Below are 19,403 nucleotides of genomic sequence, written 5' to 3' on the forward strand. Positions count from 1 at the left end.
CCATGATGGCACCGGGTGACAATCAACCCATGCTGGAAGGCATCAAAGTCGTCGACCTGACCAGCGTGGTGTTCGGCCCCTACGCCACACAGATTCTGGCTGATTACGGGGCGGAGGTCATCAAGATCGAGGCGCCGGGCGGCGATGTATATCGGCACAGCGCAAAGCCAGCGAAAACGGCGGGCATGGCTCCAGGCTTTATCGCGCTCAACAGGGGCAAGAAGTCGCTCGTTCTCGACCTCAAGGATGAAGGCGACGCAGCCACTTTTCGCGACCTATTGAGCGAAGCAGACGTGTTCATTCACAACGTGCGCGAAGAGGCGATTGCGCGGCTTGGCTTTGATTACGAGACGATCAAGGCACTTAACCCGAACCTTATCTATGTCCACTGCGTTGGCTTTGGGTCAGGCGGGCCCTATGCGGGCCTCCAAGCCTATGACGATGTCATTCAGGCCGCGACTGGCACCACATCACTGCTCCCGCGCGTCGATGGCGAACCTCGCCCTCGCTACCTGCCTTCGCTTATCGCGGATAAGGTCGCGGGGCTTCACGCCGCCTACGCCACCCTCGCCGCGATCACTCACCGCCTGCGCACCGGCAAGGGGCAGCGCGTCGAAGTGCCGATGTTCGAAGCTTTTGCGAGCTTCATGATGAAAGAGCATCTAGACGCGAAGACCTTCGATCCGCCGAATGGCGATGCAGGCTATGGCCGTCAGGTCGATCCCAATCGCCAGCCCTTTCCGACCAAAGACGGTTGGATCAGCATCGTGCCCTACACCCTGCCGCAATTCCCGAAAGTCATCGGTCTTCTAGGTGATGCGGTCACGGCGCAACACGAGCGTTACGCGGACATTCGCAATATCATCGCCGACATGCCCAAGCTGTATCAGCGGATCGGTGAGCTCAGCGCACAGCTAACCACCGAAGAGTGCCTATCGGTACTCCGCCGACACAATGTGCCGAGCATGCCGGTGACCGATTTGGACGATGTGATTGATGATCGACATCTGCGCGAAAGCGGCTTTTTCGTTGCAAGCGAGCACCCAAGTGAAGGCCCGCTCTACCAGATGCGCGATCCCAATCGGTTCAGCGATTGGGACGCTAGCGAGCCCGGCGATGCGCCGCGCCTGGGCGAGCATAACAGCGAGTTCAAAGACGATTGAGCGCCCATTCGGCGGCGTCAGCCACCACAGGATCGGGGTCATTGCGCAGCGCCTCAACTGGTTCGCGCAAACTCGCATCGCTGCTATTGCCCGCCGCATAAAGGCAATTGCGAACAAATCGATTGCGTCCGATGCGCTTGATCGGCGAGCCGGAGAAAAAGGCGCGAAAGCCCGCGTCATCCAGCGCCAGCAATTCTGCAATCCTTGGTGAGACCAGTTCCGCACGTGGCAGGAATTCGCGCATCGCATGCGCCTCGCTGGCAAACTTGTTCCACGGGCACACCGCCAGACAATCATCGCAGCCATAGATGCGATTTCCCAAGGCCTCACGGAACTCCTCCGCAACCGGCCCCTTATGCTCGATGGTGAGATACGAAATGCAACGCCGCGCATCCAGTTTGTACGGTGCGGGAAATGCGTCGGTCGGGCAGCAATCTAGACAGGCGCGGCACGATCCGCACTGATCGCGTTGTGGCTCGAAGTTCGGCAAGTCGAGCGTGGTGTAGATCGCACCCAGAAACAGCCAGCTGCCATGATCGGGGCTGACAAGATTGGTGTGCTTGCCCTGCCACCCGGTCCCCGCCGCTTCGCCCAAAGGCTTTTCCATCACCGGCGCGGTGTCGACAAAGACTTTCACGCCCGCCTCCGGCTCTTCGGCAACCAACCAACGCGCCAGCGCTTTCAGCCGTTTCTTGACGACATCGTGATAATCCTTGCCCTGTGCATAGACCGAGATGCGCGCGTGATCTCTCACATCTTCTAGAGCCATGGGATCGTGCGCAGGCGCGTAACTCATACCCAGCGCGATGACGCTCTTGGCTTCGGGCCACAGCCCTTCCGGTGAGCGTCGGTGCTCAAGGCGCGTTTCCATCCACTCCATCGAGCCATGGTTGCCCTCGCCCAGCCACTCTTCCAGCCGCTTGGCACGCGCGGGTTCCTCACGAGCATGAGTGATGCCGAATGCCACAAATCCAAGGCTGTTCGCCTGCTCTTGCAAGAGCTCAACGAGCTCGGTTGTTGGGTTCGCGTTAACCATCCTTGGGGTTGCTCCCGTTTAGTCTCACGCGTTAACCGACATACTCATGCATATACCGGTAGGCGAACACATGGCTGCGAGCAACGTCGTGAGCGAACATCCCGAAGGTCCCGCGCTGGCGATTGAAGCGCGCGGTCTGGTCAAGAGCTTTGACGGCACCCGCGCAGTAGATGGCGTGGACATCAGCGTGCCCGAAGGCGCGATTTACGGAATTCTCGGCCCCAATGGCGCGGGCAAAACGACGACGCTGCGCATGCTGTTGGGAATTATTGACCCGGACGAAGGCGTGCGCCGTGTATTCGGGCACGATCGCCCGCACGATATCGGCCGGATGATCGGTTACCTGCCCGAAGAGCGCGGGCTTTATCCGGCGATGAAGTGCACTGAGGCGATTGCCTTTATGGGCGCGCTGCGCGGACTTCCTCTGGCCGAGGGACGGAAGCGCGCGGTCGAATTGCTTGAACGCCACGATCTGAGCCACGCCGCCGATCGTCAGATCCGCCAGCTCTCCAAGGGCATGGCTCAAACCGTTCAGTTGCTCGGAACGCTGGTCCACCGCCCGCGCTTGGTGGTTCTGGACGAGCCGTTTTCGGGACTCGATGCGATCAACCAAGGTAAGCTGGAACGGATGATCCGCGCGCTTGCCGATGACGGAGTGACGGTGATCTTCTCGACCCACGTGATCCACCACGCCGAACGCCTTTGTGAAGGCGTCGCGATCATTGCCGGCGGCAAAGTGCCCTATGCGGGAAGCGTTGAGGCGGCACGAGATCGCATTCCTGCGCAAGTGCGTCTGGAGACCCGTGCGCGCGAAGGCGCATGGATGAAGGCACTGCCCGAAGACACGCGGCGCGAGGGCGATTTCTTCCATTTCCCACTACCCGAAAGCGGAATCGAGCCGCTGCTCAAGAGCCTGATCGATGGCGAAGCAGGTATTCTCTCGCTCTCCATCGAACGCGCCGGATTGCACGATGCATTTGTCGCGATTGCGGGTGAAGCGGCCGCCAAACAACTCGAAGCCGATCAAGCAGGAGAGAACGCATGAGCCTGCACGATCAAGCCATCATCAACGCCGAAGTGGAAGCAAAGCCGCGCCTGTCCAAACTGGAAGCAGCATGGGTCATTGCACGGCGAGACTTTATCGCCGTGCTGTTCAGCCGCGCGTTCCTGTTCTTCCTGCTCGGCCCTCTGTTCCCCGTCATCGTGGGCGGTCTTGCGGGCAGCATCGGCAGTCAGGTCTCTCGCGAGGCGGTGACCGTCGAGATCGGGCTGGCCATGAATGCCAAGGATAGCGCCGCCATGATCGCGGCGAGCGAGACCTTGAGCAATCAACTCCGCGGTGCCCTGCCTCCGATGAAGGCAATGCCCGAAGCAAGTGATCCGGACTTTGACCCGAGCACCTTCCTGGAAGAGCGGCGTGGCGACTATGCCGCGATCATCGCTGGCACGCTCGATCAACCCGAGCTGTACGGCACCGCCTCGGCGGTATCGCGGCTGGAAGGCCCCGTGGGGTTGGCAGCAGCTACCGCGCTTGGACAATCACCGAGCCGCTTCCCGACCATCGCCACTTCGACCGTCGCTAGCAGTGCGGCCTCGGAACGTTCCACCCGCGTCCGTACTGCGCAAGCAGCGCAGATGGTGCTGTTCCTTTTGACCATGCTTCTGGCGGGCATGGTGCTTTCCAACCTCGCCGAAGAGAAGGGCAACAAGATCATCGAGATCCTCGCCGCCGCCATCCCGATGGATGCGGTGTTTATGGGCAAACTGTTTGCGATGCTGGGCGTTTCCTTTGTGGGGATCACCGTCTGGGGCCTTGTCGGTTGGGGCTTCTGGTTCGCCGCCGAGGATGCGATCATCACCGTGACAGGCACCGATTACAGCCAATTGCCAGGTCCTGCCGTCGGCTGGCCGCTGTTTATCGCATTGGGTGTGGTCTATTTCTCGATGGCATATCTGCTGCTCGGCTCGCTGTTCCTTACGATCGGCGCGATGGCGAACACGGTGCGCGAGGTACAGACCTTATCGATGCCTGTCACCATGCTCCAACTGATGGTGTTCTTCGTTGCCGCGGCAACGCTGACACCAGCATTCGAGTGGATGGAGCCTTATGCGATTGTCTTCCCGCTCTCATCCCCATTCGCGATGCTGGCGCGCGCGGCGATGGATGAAACGCTGTGGATCCATGCGGCAGCGCTCGCATGGCAAGTCGTCGCGGTCATCATCTTCGTGAAAGCCGGATCGCTGCTATTCCGCAAACGCGTGATGAAATCGGGCAGCGCCGGGCGTGACACCAAACGCCGCGGCCTGTTCGGTCGGCGGGCCAAGGACGCTACGGCCTCCTGACCCCAATTTAAGTCGCAAAGTGCAACTTACTATTGACACGCGTGTCAGTTGCGGCAGGATGCATATCAAGGGAGAGGGTATTGCCTCTACGAGTCTGCCTGTCTCCCAAGAGGAGAGAGAGTCATGGCAACCGTAGCCCCGCAACGCCCAGAGGTTCGCACCTCGCCCACCGCCTATCAGGCGCTTACCGAGCATTTCAAGAAGCACCCTGAGGATCAACCCTCACATCCGCACAAGTGGGACCTCAGCCGCTCCGACATCTATTACGAGGACAAGTGGCAACCGATCGTCGCCGAGATGCAAGAGGCTGGGCCACTGCACTGGATCCCGGACAGCCCATACGGCCCATATTGGTCGGTCGTCGGCCACAAGGCGATCCAGCATATTGAAGCTCAGCCAGAAATTTTCTCGTCCAGCTGGGAGTATGGCGGCATCACCATTCTTGAGCGGCTAACCGAAGAAGAAGTTGCTGAAGCCGGCGTTGATCGCCGTGAATTGCCGATGTTCATTGCCATGGACCGTCCGCAGCACACTGGGCAGCGCCGGACTGTTGCTCCCAAATTCACGCCTTCCGGCATGACTGAAATGGAGCCTGAGATCAGGCAGCGAACGGGCGAATTGCTCGATTCTTTGCCACGTGGCGAAGTCTTCGACTGGGTCGACAAGGTGTCGATCGAGCTTACGACTGGTATGCTCGCGATTCTGTTTGGTTTCCCATGGGAAGACCGGCGCATGCTCACTTTTTGGTCGGACTGGTCAGGCGACACAGAGCTCGCCACGGTGCGCGAGCTCGATGAAATGCGGTGGGGCTTCCTCCACGAGATGGCAGCCTACTTCCAATCGCTATGGATTGAGCGAACGCAAGACAAAGAGCCGGGCAACGACCTCATCTCCATGATGCTCCATTCCGAGGCGATGAACCAAATGCGTCCGGAAGAATTCATGGGCAACCTCATCCTTCTCATTGTCGGGGGCAACGACACGACGCGAAACTCAATGAGCGGCTTCGTCCATTCGCTCGACAAATTCCCCGATCAGCGCAAACTGTTCGAGGAAAATCCCGAGGTGATCCCCAACGCTGTTCAGGAAATGCTGCGGATGCAAACGCCGCTGGCACACATGCGCCGCACCTGCACCGAAGACACCGAAGTGTTCGGCAAAACGATCAAAAAGGGCGAAAAAGTGGTTTTGTGGTATCTCGCCGCAAACCACGAAGAGAGCGTCTTTGAAGAACCCCACAAGCTTGATCTTCAGCGCGAGAATGCCAAGCGGCATATCGCCTTCGGCTATGGCATTCACCGCTGTGTCGGTGCGCGCTTGGCAGAGCTGCAATTGCGCGTTTTGCTCGAAGAAATGCACAAACGCCGGATGCGCGTGCACGTGGCAGGTGATGTGGAGCGCGTGCGGGCGAACTTCGTCCATGGCTTCCGCAAGCTCGAAGTCGAGATCACCGAATTCTAATCCTTGTAGCCGGAGTGAAACTTTTTGGCCGTTTTCGCCGTAATAGAGAGTAGAACACGCTCTTTATGACGGGGAAGATGCCATGGCTTTCAACCTGATGCGCGACGCAACTCAGCGCCGCTCCTTTATCGCAGGCGCCAGCATTGCGGCGGCAACGCCTTTGCTCGCTGGATGCGGAATTGCCTCTGCCGAAGCGAAGAAGAAGAACTTTCGCTACACTCGCACCGACGCACAATGGCGGCGCAAGCTGACGCGTTCGGAGTATTATGTACTGCGGAAGGCAGGAACCGAGCGGGCATGGACGTCACCGCTCAACAAGGAAAAACGCAAAGGCACATACAAATGCGCCGGATGCGGCAACGCGATCTATTCCTCGGCCCACAAATATGACAGCCGCAGCGGCTGGCCCGCTTTCTACAAGCCGATCCGTCGTGGTGCAGTGGGCACATCGGTTGACTACAAGATCGGCTATGCCCGCACCGAAGTGCATTGCGCCAATTGCGGCGGACATCTGGGTCATATCTTTGGTGATGGCCCCAAGCCGACCGGCAAACGCCACTGCATCAACGGCGTTGCCATGGATTTTGTGCGGGCGTGAGCCCGTTGGGACTTTGTCAGGGCTTGATGCGCCAGAGCTTCAGGCCATCGCCGTCTAGTGCGACAGGCTCGAGCCACTCGGGCGCGTCGCCTTGGACCAGTTTGGCAGCAAATCCCTCAGTCGAAATCCCAGCATACATCTGCGCTTCGTTTAGACCGGGGCACAGTGCCACGTAGCGTGTACCGCGCTTGGCCAGCATTGGGCGGGCTTGCGCTGGGTCCGCCAGCGATATCTCGATCAGCGACTTGATGCCTTCATCCCCTCGGTGATGCGCAGTGGCGATCACGGTATGGCCGGTTTCGAGCAGCAGTGACGGCCCGATATCCATCGGCGCGAACACTTCACCCGTGGGCAAAGACTCCAGCGACACGGAAGCGGAAGCTACATCGCAGGTGGATGCTTTGGCGACGGATGCCGGGCGCTCTGACGCCTTAGCGGGGATTGCATTGGTGAGGATCATCGCGGGAAAGGCGGGCAAAAGCGCACAAACCACGCCCAGCATTGAAAGCACGCGCGGCGTTGGTTTCTCCATCCGCCGGATAGCGCGCAGCCATTGGCGCACCTGCCACGCCAACGGAGCAGCCGCGAGCGCGCAAGCAACGGCCCCGGCACGGGCAACAAGCAGAGAGACTAAGAATGCAGCCGCCAGAATGAGAGTGTAGTCAGCCCAAAACTGGCGCTGGCCTCCCTGTCCTTGTCGGGCGAGTTGCACAGCTGCGATCAATCCGATCACCGGCGTCACCGCATATTGCATAACGGTCGCGAAATCCTGCCGCCAAAAGGGCAAGCCTTCCCTGATCTGGGAAAGCCAGTATTTCTCGGCCACAGGATTGATATCAGCAAAACCACCACTCGCGCATTGTGGCGCGGCGTAGAGTATCAGGCCAACCGCTCCGCTTGCTGCAAGGCCAAAGCCGACCACCAATGCAATACGGGGGATGGGTTCCAATCGGGCGAGCATCGTCAGCACCAATGCGCCCCAAGCGAACGCGCCCAAATGCACTGGGCTGACTGCGTCGCAATAATTGGCGAATGCGCTTGGGCCGCGTGTGAGCAGGAACAACAGCGCGCTCGACAGTGTCAAGCCGACAATCGCGCTGGCCAGCCAGCAACGCGCCTCGCGCTTTTGGACCCAGCGCCACGCGAGCACGCCAAATATCGCAGCGGCCAAAGGCAGCCCCTCGATCGAGATGGATAGCCACACCCCGCAGATCAGACCAATCAACGCGCCGCCAATGGCAGGTGAGCGTATCATAAGCGCGTTCACAGCGCCGAGGGCACACACGATCTGCCAGCCGTGATGGTCAATCCGCATCGGGCCAAGCTGGAAAAGCACCGGGATCGCAATCGCAAGGATCAAACAGGTGAAGGTCGCCTCTTCTTCGCCCAGCATTCTCCACGCAATCCGCGCGGCAAGAAACATAACCAGAAACAGCGTGAGCAACGGTACAAGAACGATGGCAACCGTTTCGGCAGCCGCTGCACCGAAAAGCGGAGTCAGCGCCGCGATCACCAGCAGCAGTGGAACATCGACCAACCGCGACCAATGCATAGCGACACCGCCTGCCGGCGCATCGCTGCGATACTGAGTGACGTCAAACCAGCTTTGTTCGGCAAGCAGATCGCGCACCTGCACCAACCGCATCGCGTCATCGGGATCGGGAAAGCGCATGCCGGTTATGGCGCTCCAATTGACCGCAATCAGCATTGCAGAAACCAGCGTCCAGATCGCACTCACACGAACGAGCAAATCCTTGGAGAGGGCGGATTTCTGGGGCGCGGCCAGCATGGCCTTACCCAGCGCTGTCTGCGCGGAACACGATCCGGCTGCGGATCAGCCACGTCGCGAAGAAACTGACTGCAATGGCCAGAACCTTGGCCAAGCGCGGATCACCGCCTGCATAATCGCCCGCACCGACAATCAAAGTGGTTAGGCCCAGCCCGACCAGCGCGGAAATGACAAACAGTGCCTTTTGCCGCGTGCGAGCCATGCCGCCTTCAGCGACAGTGTCCTGAAACACAGCGCGGCTCGACATCAGCCAATGCGCCAGAATGCCGAAGGAATAGCCGATAGCCGAAGCCACCGCTGCCATGACACCAACGGAAAGCAGCGCCAGAAACACACCCACATCCACCGCCAACGCGCCAACACTCGCCAGAATATAGCGAATGAAGCGGATATCGCGCAGTTTGTGGACCAGGGCGGTCATTATGCCGACTTTCTAATGTCCTGATCGATGTCGTCGTCAACCTTGATGCGCTCCGGCACACCGCGCAGGCTCGTGAGTGCCGCGACCTGATCTTCATTGAGAGGTTTGGTCTCAACTTCACGCGTGGCGATCTTGGTCTCTTCACCCTCGTCGCCCGCCTCGTGATACTCGGCGTCCTCATTGACGCACCAAGTGTCGTAGACGCGCTCACCGGCGATGATGTTTTCAACCGTCAGCATCGCGGTCATCATGGCGTGATCTTGGTTGTTGTAGCGGTGCATCCCGTTTCGCCCCACAAGGTGCAGCGTCGGGTGCTTATCTTCCAGCTCCACGCGCATGGCCTGCACGTTCGCTTCGTAATCATCGTCATAAACCGGATAGGCCTTTTCCTGACGCACCACTGCGCCGCTTACGACCATTTTCGGATCGCAGAGCCCCAAGATTTCCATCTCGCGCTTGGCTTGCTCGACAAGATCTTCATCAGAGGATGACCAAAGCCCGTCGCCCTCGAAACAGAAATATTCGAGGCCGACACACGCCATGTCGTCATCGGGGACCATCTCGGGCGACCAACTGCGGAAATTTTGCACACGGCCCACCTGCACCCGCTCATCGTGGATGTAGATCCAGTTGTCGGGGAACAGGTCGTCGGATTTCACCATCAGAGCCACCGTGAGGAAGTCGCGGTAACGCAGCTTGCTCGCATCGATCGAGCTTTGCGGCAGCGGGTGAATGCGCTTGGAAAGCTCGCGCATCGGTGCCGAGCTGATCACATGCTTGGCGCGGATCGTCGCGGTTCCTTTGGTAGACTTGGCAGTCATCGTCCAGCCATCGCCGTCATCAGACACACGCTCCAAAGCATGGCCCATCAACACCTCACCATTGCCGGTCGCAAGGATATGATCGCGCGCAGCGTCCCACATCATGCCCGGGCCAAGCCGCGGATAGCGGAAGGTTTCCAGCAGCGTTTTGACCGCCTGCCCGTCATTGGGTTTCTTGTTGAGGCCAAGCGAACGTTTCAGACCGTCGGTAACCGCGCCCCAGAGCGAAAGCCCCTTGATCCGCTGCGCTGCCCAGTCCGCGCTCATTTCATCGCACGGCATGCCCCACACCTTCTCGGTGTAGGTCTTGAAGAAGATCGAATAGAGTTTCTTGCCGAACTGGTTGGTGGTCCAGTCTTCAAAGCTCTTCACGTCGTTAATCGGGAACAGCTTGTATTGAAGGTAACTCGCCATGCACACGGTTGAGCGCCACAGACCCAGATTGCGCAGCGCCTCGAACGCGCGCAGCGGATACGAGTAGAACTTACCTTCGTAATAAATGCGGCTCATGCGCGGGCGCTGGATGAAATCGTCTGGCAGAATCTCGTTCCACAGGTCCACGACCTGCTGCGATTTCGAAAAGAACCGGTGTCCGCCGATATCGAAGCGATATCCTTCATGCTCAACGGTGCGACTGATGCCGCCCACATAAGTTTCGTCTTTCTCGATGATCGCGACAGTCTTGCCCTGCTTGGTCAGCAAGTAGCCGGCGGTGAGGCCCGCAGGTCCCGCGCCAATAATCGCTACGTCGACGTCTTTGATTCCTGGTTGGTTTGTACCAGACCGTGTCATGTAAGCCCCCGTGTGGTGCGCCGTTTCTCGGCTCACAACCGGGAGTGAAGGAAAATGGTTAGCGAGAGGTAAAGAGACGGGGGCTTTCCCGAGAGAATTTGCGCGGTGTGCCCGCCTTTATTGGCTTATTGCCCCAGCAGAACGGGTGTCTGCAGCTTTGCCGCGAACCGGGCAAATTCGCCCAGCGTAAGAGTGTCGTCGAACACAACGCCATAATATCGGTCACGCCGCCAGCGAACTTTGGCCCGCAATTCTTCGATCTCTTCAGCACCGTCACCGCCTGAGATTCGCAGCGTCTGGTCGATCGCAAAAAGCTCATCGCACTGGATGCGCGCGCCTTGCTGGGAGAAATTCTCGACAATGCCGGTGCAGTTCTTGTTCAGCGAGCTGATCTGGACGGGGAAGAACAATCCCAGCCTTAATCCACGCTTCGGATACTGGCCTGCCTCGCTAATCAGCGCCGCGACATCAATTGGTTTAACGAATTCAAATCCGGCCTCATTTCCGCGGACCCATACCCGGCGAACGGAATAGGTTTCGCTGGTGGGCATTTGGAGGTCGAAGACCTCGTCAGCCGGCAGATCATGGAACAACCGTACGCTGATTCCCGTCTCGGAAACATCGCGGATGACGCATACAAACTCGCCTTGCGCAGCGACGAGCTTCGCCGCACGGATCAACAACGTGATACGCGGCGCAGCGCGCGCTTCGACACTGCCAGCGGGCATGTCCATTATCGAATTGCTGTCATCGCCTTTGGTCCGCGATGTTGCTGCAACGTTTTCCATAGTCGCCGTGTTGACCGCATTTCCAAACCTGGCTCGGAAGCGCGGCATGCTCCATAGTCCCTGAACCCTAGGTCACCGAACTACTGCGCACGGGTTAAGGCGTCCCTAATGGGCGCATCCGTTCAATTATGAGGGGAAATGGTGCCACGAGAGAGAATTGAACTCTCGGCCTCACCCTTACCAAGGGTGCGCTCTACCACTGAGCTACCGCGGCGCCTGTTCAAGACGCGCGCCTATCTATGCGAAGCGCGCTGTTGTCAAGACACGCTGAACGCGATCTTGAACGAGGGCCGCAATATCGCCATTGGATTTCATATGAGTGAAGACACGGGCAAGAAAATGTCGCGCGAAGAGCGCTTGGCCGCCAAGCTGCGCGAAAATCTGCGCCGCCGGAAAGCCCAGACACGGGAAATGAAGACCGAATCAGGCGATAAAGAGCTTCCCAATCAGGGGCGCGAAAGCTAACGCGTGGTGCTCCCAAACAAGCAGGAGCATTCTCTCCCGTGCCTAAACTGATCCTTGTTCGCCACGGCCAGAGCCAGTGGAACCTCGAAAACCGCTTTACCGGATGGTGGGATGTCGATCTCACCGAAAAGGGCGTTGCCGAAGCGAAAGCCGCTGGCGCCCTAATGAAGGAAAAGGGCGTTCTGCCAACCGCCTGCTTCACTTCTTTCCAGACCCGCGCGATCAAGACACTCAACCTTGCACTCGAAGAGGCTGGGCGCCTGTGGCTTCCGGTAACCAAAGACTGGCGGCTGAACGAGCGGCATTATGGCGGCCTCACCGGGCTCAACAAGCAGGAAACCCGCGAGAAACACGGTGATGAGCAGGTGCATATTTGGCGCCGCAGTTTCGACACCCCTCCTCCGCCGATGGAGCCGGGCAGCGAATACGATCCGGGCGCCGATCCACGCTATGAGGGTATCGACGTGCCTAACACCGAGAGCCTGAAACTCACCATCGAGCGCGTATTGCCCTATTGGGAAAGCGATATTCTGCCCGTGCTCGCAAGCGGCGAAACGGTGATTATCTCTGCGCATGGCAACAGCTTGCGCGCACTGGTAAAGCATCTCTCGCAAATCTCGGATGAGGACATCACCGGGCTGGAGATTCCCACCGGGCAGCCGATCATCTATGACTTTGATGACAACATGGTGCCGGGGGAACGGTACTATCTGAAAGACAGCTGAGGGGCCGGGGATTTGAGCGGAAAAGTCGCCATTGTGATGGGCAGCCAGTCCGACTGGCCAACCATGAAATGCGCCGCAGATGTTCTCGGCGAGCTGGAAGTCGACCATGAGGCGCGGATCGTCTCGGCACACCGCACGCCCGACCGGATGAGCGCCTTTGCCAAAGGCGCAGAGGGCGAAGGCTTCGATGTCATCATTGCTGGCGCAGGTGGCGCAGCGCATCTGCCCGGAATGATCGCGGCGATGACGCATCTGCCGGTTCTGGGTGTGCCAGTGCAGTCAAAGGCTCTGAGCGGCTGGGACAGCCTGCTTTCGATCGTCCAGATGCCTGCGGGCATTCCGGTAGGCACGCTTGCCATTGGAGAGGCGGGCGCGAAGAACGCTGCATTGATGGCGGCAGCGATCCTTGCATTGCAGGACGAAGACCTGTCAGAGCGTTTGCAAGACTGGCGCGCTGCGCGGACGTCCGATGTGGGTGAGGTGCCGGTCGACTGATGCTGAAACCGGGCTCAACCATCGGGATCCTCGGCGGCGGACAGCTGGGCCGGATGATGGCCGTGGCGGCCGTGCAGTTGGGCTATCGCTGCATTGGCTACGCGCCGCCGGGTGACAACGTCGCCGCTGATGTCTGCGTTGATTTCTTCGAAAATGGCTGGGGCGAAAAAGACGCCCTCGCCGCCTTTGCCGCCCGCTGCGATGTAATCACATGGGAGTTCGAGAACGTCCCGCTCAGCGTCGTCGAGGCGATGCCGGTTGACCGCCTTGCTCCGGCAAAGAAAGCGCTCGAAGTGGCGCAGGATCGGCTGAACGAGAAGTCCTTTGTCGAACAGTTTGGTGCGAGCTGCGCACCCTATGTGCGCGTTGACAGCGATGAAGACCTGATGCGCGCGATTGACCGGATCGGCACGCCGGGCATCCTCAAGACTGCGCGCGATGGCTATGACGGCAAGGGCCAATGGCGCATCGCCAGCCGCCGCGAAGCCGCTGGCATTCGCTTCCCCGGTCGCACCTGCGTTTACGAGGGAATGGTTGAATTCGATGCCGAGTTCTCCGTGATCCTCGCGCGCAATACGCAGGGCGACATCCGCATCTGGGACTCGACTGAAAATGAGCATGAGGACGGGATGCTGGCGCGCTCTGTCTATCCGGCCGGACCGGCCGTCGAGCGGCATATGGACGAGGCTCGCGACATCGCGACCAAGGTGGCCAACGCGCTGCAATATGTCGGCGTGCTGACGCTCGAGTTTTTCGCCACCGCCAAAGGCCCCGTGTTCAACGAAATGGCTCCGCGCGTGCACAATTCCGGCCACTGGACAATCGAAGGCGCGGCGACCAGTCAGTTCGAAAACCACATTCGCGCCGTTGCCAGACTGCCCTTGGGCGCAGCCGACACACGCTTTGCTTCGATCGAGATGCGCAACATCGTGGGCAAGGACGCCCTGAGCGCGCACGCCCTGCTTTCCGAAGAAGGCGAGCCGCATCTGCACCTCTACGGCAAGAAAGAGGCGCATGACGGACGCAAGATGGGCCACGTGACGCGAGTCAGTCATTCAGTCTGATGGCCGAGTTCGAGATTTTCCTAATCTATGCGCGCGCATCGAACGGCGCGATTGGCCATGAAGGGGCGCTGCCATGGCGGCTGCCCGCCGATCTCAAGCGGTTCAAGGCGCTGACCATGAACAAGCCGATGATCATGGGGCGCAAGACGTTCGAGAGCCTGCCAGGCCTCCTGCCCGGTCGCCGCCATATCGTCCTCACCCGCCGCGAGACTTGGGATTCGACAGGTGCGGAAGTGGCCCGCTCGGTGGACGAAGCGCTAGCACTTGCCAAACAGGACAACGAAACCGGCGAAATCGCCGTGGTCGGCGGCGCGGCGATCTACGATGTGTTCCGTCCGCTCGCCGACCGCATCGAAGTGACCGAGATTCACGCCGAATATGAAGGCGACACCTTTATGAAGCCGCTGACTCGCGAATGGGAAGTGACGGCGCGCGAACACTTTGAGGCGGAGGGTGACTACCCATCCTATTCCTTCGTCACCTATCACCTCGCGGCTGACGAAAGTGAAGAGGACGCGGAATAATGCGCTGGCTCGATCATCGCGAGGACATCACGCAGGCGCTGCGCGGGGCCGTGATTGCATTGGGCAATTTCGACGGGTTCCATCGCGGGCACCAAGCGGTTGCGGGTGAGGCGATCAAATGGGCGCATGAGGAAGGCCGCCCTTCGATTATCGCCACCTTCGATCCGCATCCCGTGCGCTTTTTCCGCCCTGACGTTCCGCCGTTCCGCCTAACCACATTAGAACAGCGACAGGAATTGTACCTCGCCGCTGGCGCTACCGCGATGCTGGTGTTCCACTTTGATAAGGAGCTTGCCAGCACCAGTGCGGAGGACTTCATCCGTGAAATCCTCATCAATCGGTTCGGCGCGCATGGCGTGGTGACGGGCGGAGATTTCACCTTCGGACAAGGCGCGAAGGGCAATGTCGATCTGCTGCGCACATTGGGCGGCGAGCTTGGCCTGCAATCGCGCGTAGTCGAAGCCGTTGAGGGACACGGTGATGTCGTCTCCTCCAGCCGCATCCGCGAGGCTTTGCGCGAAGGTGATCCGCAATTGGCCGCCGAGCTGCTCACCCGCCCCTTCGCGATCCGTGGGATTGTCGAGCACGGTGACAAGAATGGACGTCAGCTCGGCTACCCCACTGCCAATCTCAATGTCGAAAACTACCTTCGCCCGAAATACGGCGTCTACGCCGTTACCGGCAAAGTGCTGGCCACCGGTGAGGAACTGAAAGGCGCCGCCAATCTCGGCATCCGCCCGCAATTCGAGCCGCCCAAAGAGCTGCTCGAGCCATATTTCTTCGACTTCTCCGGTGACCTGTATGGGCAGGAGATCGAGGTGTCGTTTCACCATTTCCTGCGCGGTGAGGCGAAGTTTGACAGCCTTGATGATTTGATGGCGCAGATGGAGAAGGATTGCGACGAAGCGCGAAGGCTTCTAAGCGCGCTTCCCTGATGACTGACTCGACGAAACGCGACTACAAGGACACCGTTTTCCTGCCGAAAACGGCCTTCCCGATGAAAGCCGGCCTTCCACAGAAGGAACCGGGCATTGAGGCGCGCTGGCGCGAGATTGGTCTGTACGAGAAACTGCGCGAAGCCCGCACCGGTCGTGAGAAGTTCATACTCCACGATGGTCCGCCTTACGCCAATGGCGATATGCATATCGGCCACGCGTTGAACCACATCCTTAAAGACATGGTCTGCCGCACGCAGAACCTGATGGGCAAAGACGCGCCCTACGTGCCGGGCTGGGATTGCCATGGCCTGCCGATCGAATGGAAGGTCGAGGAAAAGTACCGCAAAAAGAAGCTCGACAAGAACGCGGTTGATCCGAAGGAATTCCGCGCCGAATGCCGCGCTTATGCGCAGCACTGGGTCGATACCCAGCGCGAGCAGCTCAAGCGCCTTGGCATCATGGGCGATTGGGACAATCCGTACCTCACCATGGACTTTCAGGCGGAAGCGACGATTGTCGCCGAGCTGTGCAAGTTTGCCGAAGCAGGCAACCTCTATCGTGGGTCAAAGCCGGTGATGTGGTCGCCGGTCGAAGAAACTGCCTTGGCCGAGGCTGAGGTCGAATATGAAGACCTGACCGACAGCCCGCAGATCGACGTGGCGTTCGAGATCATTGAGAGCCCGATCGCAGAACTGGTCGGCGCGCATGCGGTGATCTGGACGACGACCCCGTGGACGATCCCGGTGAACCAGGCTTTAGCCTATGGGCCAGATGTTGAGTATGTTTTGGTGGGAGGGACCGAAGTCAAGGCACAGTGGGTCGACTCTTCAGCCTCCGAAATTCCAACTGTATCGAATCTGACTTACTACATTGTGGCAAAGGCTTTGTTGGAAGACTTTCGAGGTCGGACCGGTCTAACGTTGGTTGAGAAGAGAATTCTCAAAGGCTCCGAGCTCGCCGGCACCAAAGCCCGCCACCCGATGCATCATCTCGGCGGGTTTTACGCTACGCCGCGTCCAATGCTCGAAGGCGACTTTGTCACCACCGACAGCGGCACCGGCCTTGTCCATATGTCACCCGATCATGGCGAGGATGACTTTGCGCTGTGCAAAGCGCACGGGATCGAGCCGGTCTTCGCGGTGATGAATGACGGGCGTTATCGCGATGATTGGCTGTGGCTGGGCGCAGATGATGTAGACGCCGAGGCCAAACCGCGCCGCCGCTCCGTCATCAACAAGCCATTCAATTCGCCCGAAGGCCCGATCTGTTCAGACTTGCGCGAAGCAGGCGCGCTGCTCAGCGCGAGTGCGGATTACGAGCATTCTTACCCGCACTCATGGCGCTCCAAAGCCAAGGTGATTTATCGCTGCACGCCGCAATGGTTCGTGCCGATGGACAAGGAGCTGGCAGGTGCGTCCAAGCCATCATCGCTGCACGACATGAGCCTTGAGGATATCGAGGCTAATGTCGACAGCACCCTGCCCAAGGATGGCACGGACACGCTGCGCACCCGCGCCATGTCCGAGATCGAGCGCGTCGAATTCTTCCCGCCCAAGGGCCAGAACCGCATCGGTTCAATGGTTGAAGGCCGCCCCGACTGGGTGCTTTCGCGCCAGCGCGCATGGGGCGTGCCGATCACGCTGTTCGTCCGCCCCGATGGTACATACCTGCAAGATCCTGCCGTCAATGCGCGCGTGGTCAAAGCGGTCGAGGTCAACGGTGTCGATGCGTGGGATGAGGCGCGCAAAGCCGAGTTCCTCGGCCCCGATCACAACCCCGGCGACTACGAGATGGTCACCGACATTCTCGACGTGTGGTTCGATTCGGGCTGCACGCATGCTTTTGTGCTGGAAAGCGGGCGCTGGCCGGACCTGCAATGGCCCGCCAACCTCTATCTCGAAGGCTCAGACCAACACCGGGGCTGGTTCCAGTCCTCGCTGTTGCAAAGCTGCGCGACGCGTGGCCGCGCGCCTTACGATCAAATCCTAACCCACGGCTTCACGATGGATGCCAAGGGGTTCAAGCAGTCGAAGTCACTCGGCAACACCACCGATCCGGTGAAGATGATGGAGCAGACCGGCGCGGACATCATCCGCCTGTGGGCGCTCTCGGTCGACTTCACCGAAGACCACCGCATCGGCGATGAGATCATCAAGGGCGTGGGCGATCAATATCGCCGTCTGCGCAACACCTTTCGCTATTTGCTCGGCGCGCTCGACGGTTTTGTCGGCGATATGGGCGATCTGGGTGAAATTCCGGAGCTGGAGCTTTATGTCCTTTCGCTGCTGAGCGAACTGGACGGAAAGCTGAAGAAAGCCGCGACCGAGTACGACTTCAACACCTACACCCGCCTGCTGGTCGATTTCTGCAACGAGGACCTCAGCGCGTTCTTCTTCGATATCCGCAAGGATGTGCTCTATTGCGACGGGCCGGACAGCACGACTCGCAACGCATACCGCACCGTGCTCGATCTGCTGTTCCACGCGCTGGTGCGTTACGCCGCGCCGGTGCTGGTGTTCACAGCAGAGGAAGTGTGGAAGTCGCGCTATCCCGAAGATGACGAGCAAGGCGGAAGTGTCCACTTGCTCGAATGGCCGAGCGTGCCTCAAGTGCCAGCTGATGCCGACAAGTGGGCCAAGCTGCGCGCGCTGCGTGAACGTGTCACCGAAGCCATTGAGCCGCTTCGCCGCGAAAAGACCATCCGTTCGAGCAACGAAGCGGTCGTCACGGTACCAGAAGATGCGGTGCCCGAAGGCGTTACCGACGCACAACTCGCCGAATTGTTCATCACGGGGACAGTCACGCGCTCTAAAGGCGATGAGGTGACAGTCACCAAATCATCCGACGCCAAATGCGGGCGCTGCTGGCGCTTGCTGCCCGACGTCCCCGAGGACGGCGCGCTTTGCGGGCGTTGTGCGGAGGTCGTTGGTGAGTAACCTTTTCACCCGCAATCGTGTGATCGGACTGGTCTTCGCGCTGTTCATCGCAGCGGCGGATCAGTTCACCAAATGGCTTGTCGCCGGGCCGCTTGGCCTTGCCAATCAATACGACAAAATGGACCTGTTGCCGTTTTTCGACCTTACCCGGGTGCACAATTACGGCATCTCGCTTGGTATGCTTCAGGCAACCAATATGGAGATGCGTTGGCTGCTGGTCGCGATGACAGCGGGGATCGCGCTGGTCGTTCTGGTATGGATGATGCGTGAAAAGCTGATGGGAGACATCCTCGGCCTCGCTCTCATCCTCGGCGGCGCCATCGGCAACATCTATGATCGGGCGACGATCGGATATGTGCTCGACTTTGCTGACTTTCACATCGGGGATTTCCGTCCCTTCCTCGTTTTCAACATCGCCGATGCGGCTATCACCATCGGCGTGGTCATTATCCTTGCCCGCAGCCTGTTCTTGAGCGACAAGGCCGACGATAAGGACGAAACGGATGCGGCCACTGGATCGGGCCCAGCATCAGGCAACGTGCCATCGGAGAATTAATATGCGTGCGATCAAAACTGCTATCCTGCTGACTTCGGCAAGCGCGATGCTGGCTGCGTGCGGCGGCAGCGGCGTCTTCAACCGTGATCGCCCGGATGAAATGGCCGTGCAGCGTCAGGCCCCGCTGGTGGTTCCGCCTGATTTCAGCCTCACTCCTCCGGCCCCTGGCGCTCCGCGTCCGGCTGAAGGCACGGCGTCTGAACAAGCGCTTGAAGCTCTGTTTGGTGGCCCTGCGCCGCGCAGCCAGATCGAAACCAGCACGCTGGACCGCGCAGGCAGCGCTGCGCCCAGCATTCGCTCAACCATTGGTGATCCGGAGACGAATACGGTCGCCAAAGGCAGCGTAACGCGCGACATCATCGCCGCACCTGAGGGCGATGGTCAGAGCGCGCAGACGCTTATTCCGGGCTGAAGCCCGGAAACGCTTTCTTTTGTTTTGAGAAGGCGCATCCGCGCCTTCATCCTCGCTCGGCGCGCAGTATAGCTGC

General features: G+C 59.6%; 19 protein-coding genes and 1 tRNA gene. 14 read left to right on the forward strand and 6 right to left on the reverse strand.

Features of this window, described 5'->3' with window-relative positions:
- Nucleotides 1-2 precede the first annotated feature (2 nt).
- A complete protein-coding gene (locus AC0V6K_RS06205) occupies nucleotides 3-1,163 on the forward strand; it encodes a CaiB/BaiF CoA transferase family protein (RefSeq protein ID WP_472625634.1) in 1,161 nt (386 codons plus the stop codon).
- On the opposite strand, the gene queG is transcribed toward AC0V6K_RS06205, so the two are convergent.
- Nucleotides 1,150-2,199: a tRNA epoxyqueuosine(34) reductase QueG gene (queG, locus tag AC0V6K_RS06210; RefSeq protein ID WP_472625636.1), complete on the reverse strand. Its 1,050-nt coding sequence runs from the start codon at nucleotides 2,197-2,199 to the stop codon at nucleotides 1,150-1,152. The genes AC0V6K_RS06205 and queG overlap by 14 nt on opposite strands.
- Before the next feature lie 70 nt (nucleotides 2,200-2,269).
- Here queG and AC0V6K_RS06215 point away from each other — a divergent pair, with 70 nt between their 5' ends.
- From AC0V6K_RS06215 to msrB, 4 genes are all read left to right on the forward strand, one after another.
- Nucleotides 2,270-3,244: an ABC transporter ATP-binding protein gene (locus AC0V6K_RS06215; protein WP_472625638.1), complete on the forward strand. Its 975-nt coding sequence runs from the start codon at nucleotides 2,270-2,272 to the stop codon at nucleotides 3,242-3,244.
- Entirely contained in the window at nucleotides 3,241-4,542 is a 1,302-nt protein-coding gene (locus AC0V6K_RS06220; RefSeq protein WP_472625640.1) for an ABC transporter permease, read from the forward strand. The genes AC0V6K_RS06215 and AC0V6K_RS06220 overlap by 4 nt, the downstream gene beginning before the upstream one ends.
- A 123-nt stretch (nucleotides 4,543-4,665) precedes the next feature.
- Nucleotides 4,666-6,003, forward strand: a complete 1,338-nt coding sequence (locus AC0V6K_RS06225) for a cytochrome P450 (RefSeq protein ID WP_472625642.1) — start codon at nucleotides 4,666-4,668, stop codon at nucleotides 6,001-6,003.
- Between the two features lie 97 nt (nucleotides 6,004-6,100).
- Entirely contained in the window at nucleotides 6,101-6,601 is a 501-nt protein-coding gene (msrB, locus tag AC0V6K_RS06230) for a peptide-methionine (R)-S-oxide reductase MsrB (protein WP_486172583.1), read from the forward strand.
- A 16-nt stretch (nucleotides 6,602-6,617) separates the two neighbouring features.
- On the opposite strand, the gene AC0V6K_RS06235 is transcribed toward msrB, so the two are convergent.
- The 5 genes from AC0V6K_RS06235 to AC0V6K_RS06255 form a co-directional block, all read right to left on the reverse strand.
- The gene (locus AC0V6K_RS06235; RefSeq protein WP_472625646.1) at nucleotides 6,618-8,390 is read right to left on the reverse strand and encodes a hypothetical protein; all 1,773 of its coding nucleotides are present in this window, start codon (nucleotides 8,388-8,390) and stop codon (nucleotides 6,618-6,620) included.
- Between the two features lie 4 nt (nucleotides 8,391-8,394).
- Nucleotides 8,395-8,811 (reverse strand): GtrA family protein, encoded by a 417-nt coding sequence (locus tag AC0V6K_RS06240; RefSeq protein ID WP_472625648.1) that lies wholly within the window; start codon nucleotides 8,809-8,811, stop codon nucleotides 8,395-8,397.
- Entirely contained in the window at nucleotides 8,811-10,424 is a 1,614-nt protein-coding gene (locus AC0V6K_RS06245; protein ID WP_472625650.1) for an NAD(P)/FAD-dependent oxidoreductase, read from the reverse strand. The genes AC0V6K_RS06240 and AC0V6K_RS06245 overlap by 1 nt, the downstream gene beginning before the upstream one ends.
- A 125-nt stretch (nucleotides 10,425-10,549) precedes the next feature.
- Nucleotides 10,550-11,212 carry a PilZ domain-containing protein gene (locus AC0V6K_RS06250; RefSeq protein ID WP_472625652.1) on the reverse strand — a complete coding sequence of 221 codons (663 nt, stop codon included), beginning with the start codon at nucleotides 11,210-11,212 and terminating at the stop codon, nucleotides 10,550-10,552.
- A 139-nt stretch (nucleotides 11,213-11,351) separates the two neighbouring features.
- A tRNA-Thr gene (locus AC0V6K_RS06255) sits at nucleotides 11,352-11,426 on the reverse strand.
- A gap of 101 nt (nucleotides 11,427-11,527) precedes the next feature.
- On the opposite strand from AC0V6K_RS06255, the gene AC0V6K_RS06260 reads away from it, so the two are divergent.
- From AC0V6K_RS06260 to AC0V6K_RS06300, 9 genes are read left to right on the forward strand one after another with little or no spacing between them, the layout of a single operon-like run.
- Nucleotides 11,528-11,677, forward strand: a complete 150-nt coding sequence (locus tag AC0V6K_RS06260; RefSeq protein ID WP_472625654.1) for a hypothetical protein — start codon at nucleotides 11,528-11,530, stop codon at nucleotides 11,675-11,677.
- 38 nt (nucleotides 11,678-11,715) lie between these two features.
- Nucleotides 11,716-12,402 (forward strand): 2,3-diphosphoglycerate-dependent phosphoglycerate mutase, encoded by a 687-nt coding sequence (gpmA, locus tag AC0V6K_RS06265; RefSeq protein ID WP_472625656.1) that lies wholly within the window; start codon nucleotides 11,716-11,718, stop codon nucleotides 12,400-12,402.
- A gap of 12 nt (nucleotides 12,403-12,414) precedes the next feature.
- The gene (purE, locus tag AC0V6K_RS06270; protein ID WP_486172584.1) at nucleotides 12,415-12,897 is read left to right on the forward strand and encodes a 5-(carboxyamino)imidazole ribonucleotide mutase; all 483 of its coding nucleotides are present in this window, start codon (nucleotides 12,415-12,417) and stop codon (nucleotides 12,895-12,897) included.
- On the forward strand, nucleotides 12,897-13,961 hold the full coding sequence (locus tag AC0V6K_RS06275; protein ID WP_472625658.1) for a 5-(carboxyamino)imidazole ribonucleotide synthase: 1,065 nt from the start codon (nucleotides 12,897-12,899) through the stop codon (nucleotides 13,959-13,961). The genes purE and AC0V6K_RS06275 overlap by 1 nt, the downstream gene beginning before the upstream one ends.
- Nucleotides 13,961-14,485 (forward strand): dihydrofolate reductase, encoded by a 525-nt coding sequence (locus AC0V6K_RS06280; RefSeq protein ID WP_472625660.1) that lies wholly within the window; start codon nucleotides 13,961-13,963, stop codon nucleotides 14,483-14,485. Before AC0V6K_RS06275 ends, AC0V6K_RS06280 begins: the two co-directional genes overlap by 1 nt.
- Nucleotides 14,485-15,420, forward strand: coding sequence for a bifunctional riboflavin kinase/FAD synthetase (locus tag AC0V6K_RS06285; RefSeq protein WP_472625662.1), 936 nt, complete (start codon nucleotides 14,485-14,487; stop codon nucleotides 15,418-15,420). Before AC0V6K_RS06280 ends, AC0V6K_RS06285 begins: the two co-directional genes overlap by 1 nt.
- A complete protein-coding gene (ileS, locus tag AC0V6K_RS06290) occupies nucleotides 15,420-18,359 on the forward strand; it encodes an isoleucine--tRNA ligase (RefSeq protein WP_472625664.1) in 2,940 nt (979 codons plus the stop codon). The genes AC0V6K_RS06285 and ileS overlap by 1 nt, the downstream gene beginning before the upstream one ends.
- Nucleotides 18,352-18,915, forward strand: a complete 564-nt coding sequence (lspA, locus tag AC0V6K_RS06295) for a signal peptidase II (RefSeq protein WP_472625666.1) — start codon at nucleotides 18,352-18,354, stop codon at nucleotides 18,913-18,915. The genes ileS and lspA overlap by 8 nt, the downstream gene beginning before the upstream one ends.
- 1 nt (nucleotide 18,916) lies before the next feature.
- Nucleotides 18,917-19,327 (forward strand): DUF3035 domain-containing protein, encoded by a 411-nt coding sequence (locus AC0V6K_RS06300; protein ID WP_472625668.1) that lies wholly within the window; start codon nucleotides 18,917-18,919, stop codon nucleotides 19,325-19,327.
- Nucleotides 19,328-19,403: the final 76 nt, after the last annotated feature.

The sequence above is a fragment of the Erythrobacter sp. S43 genome (genome assembly GCF_057364955.1).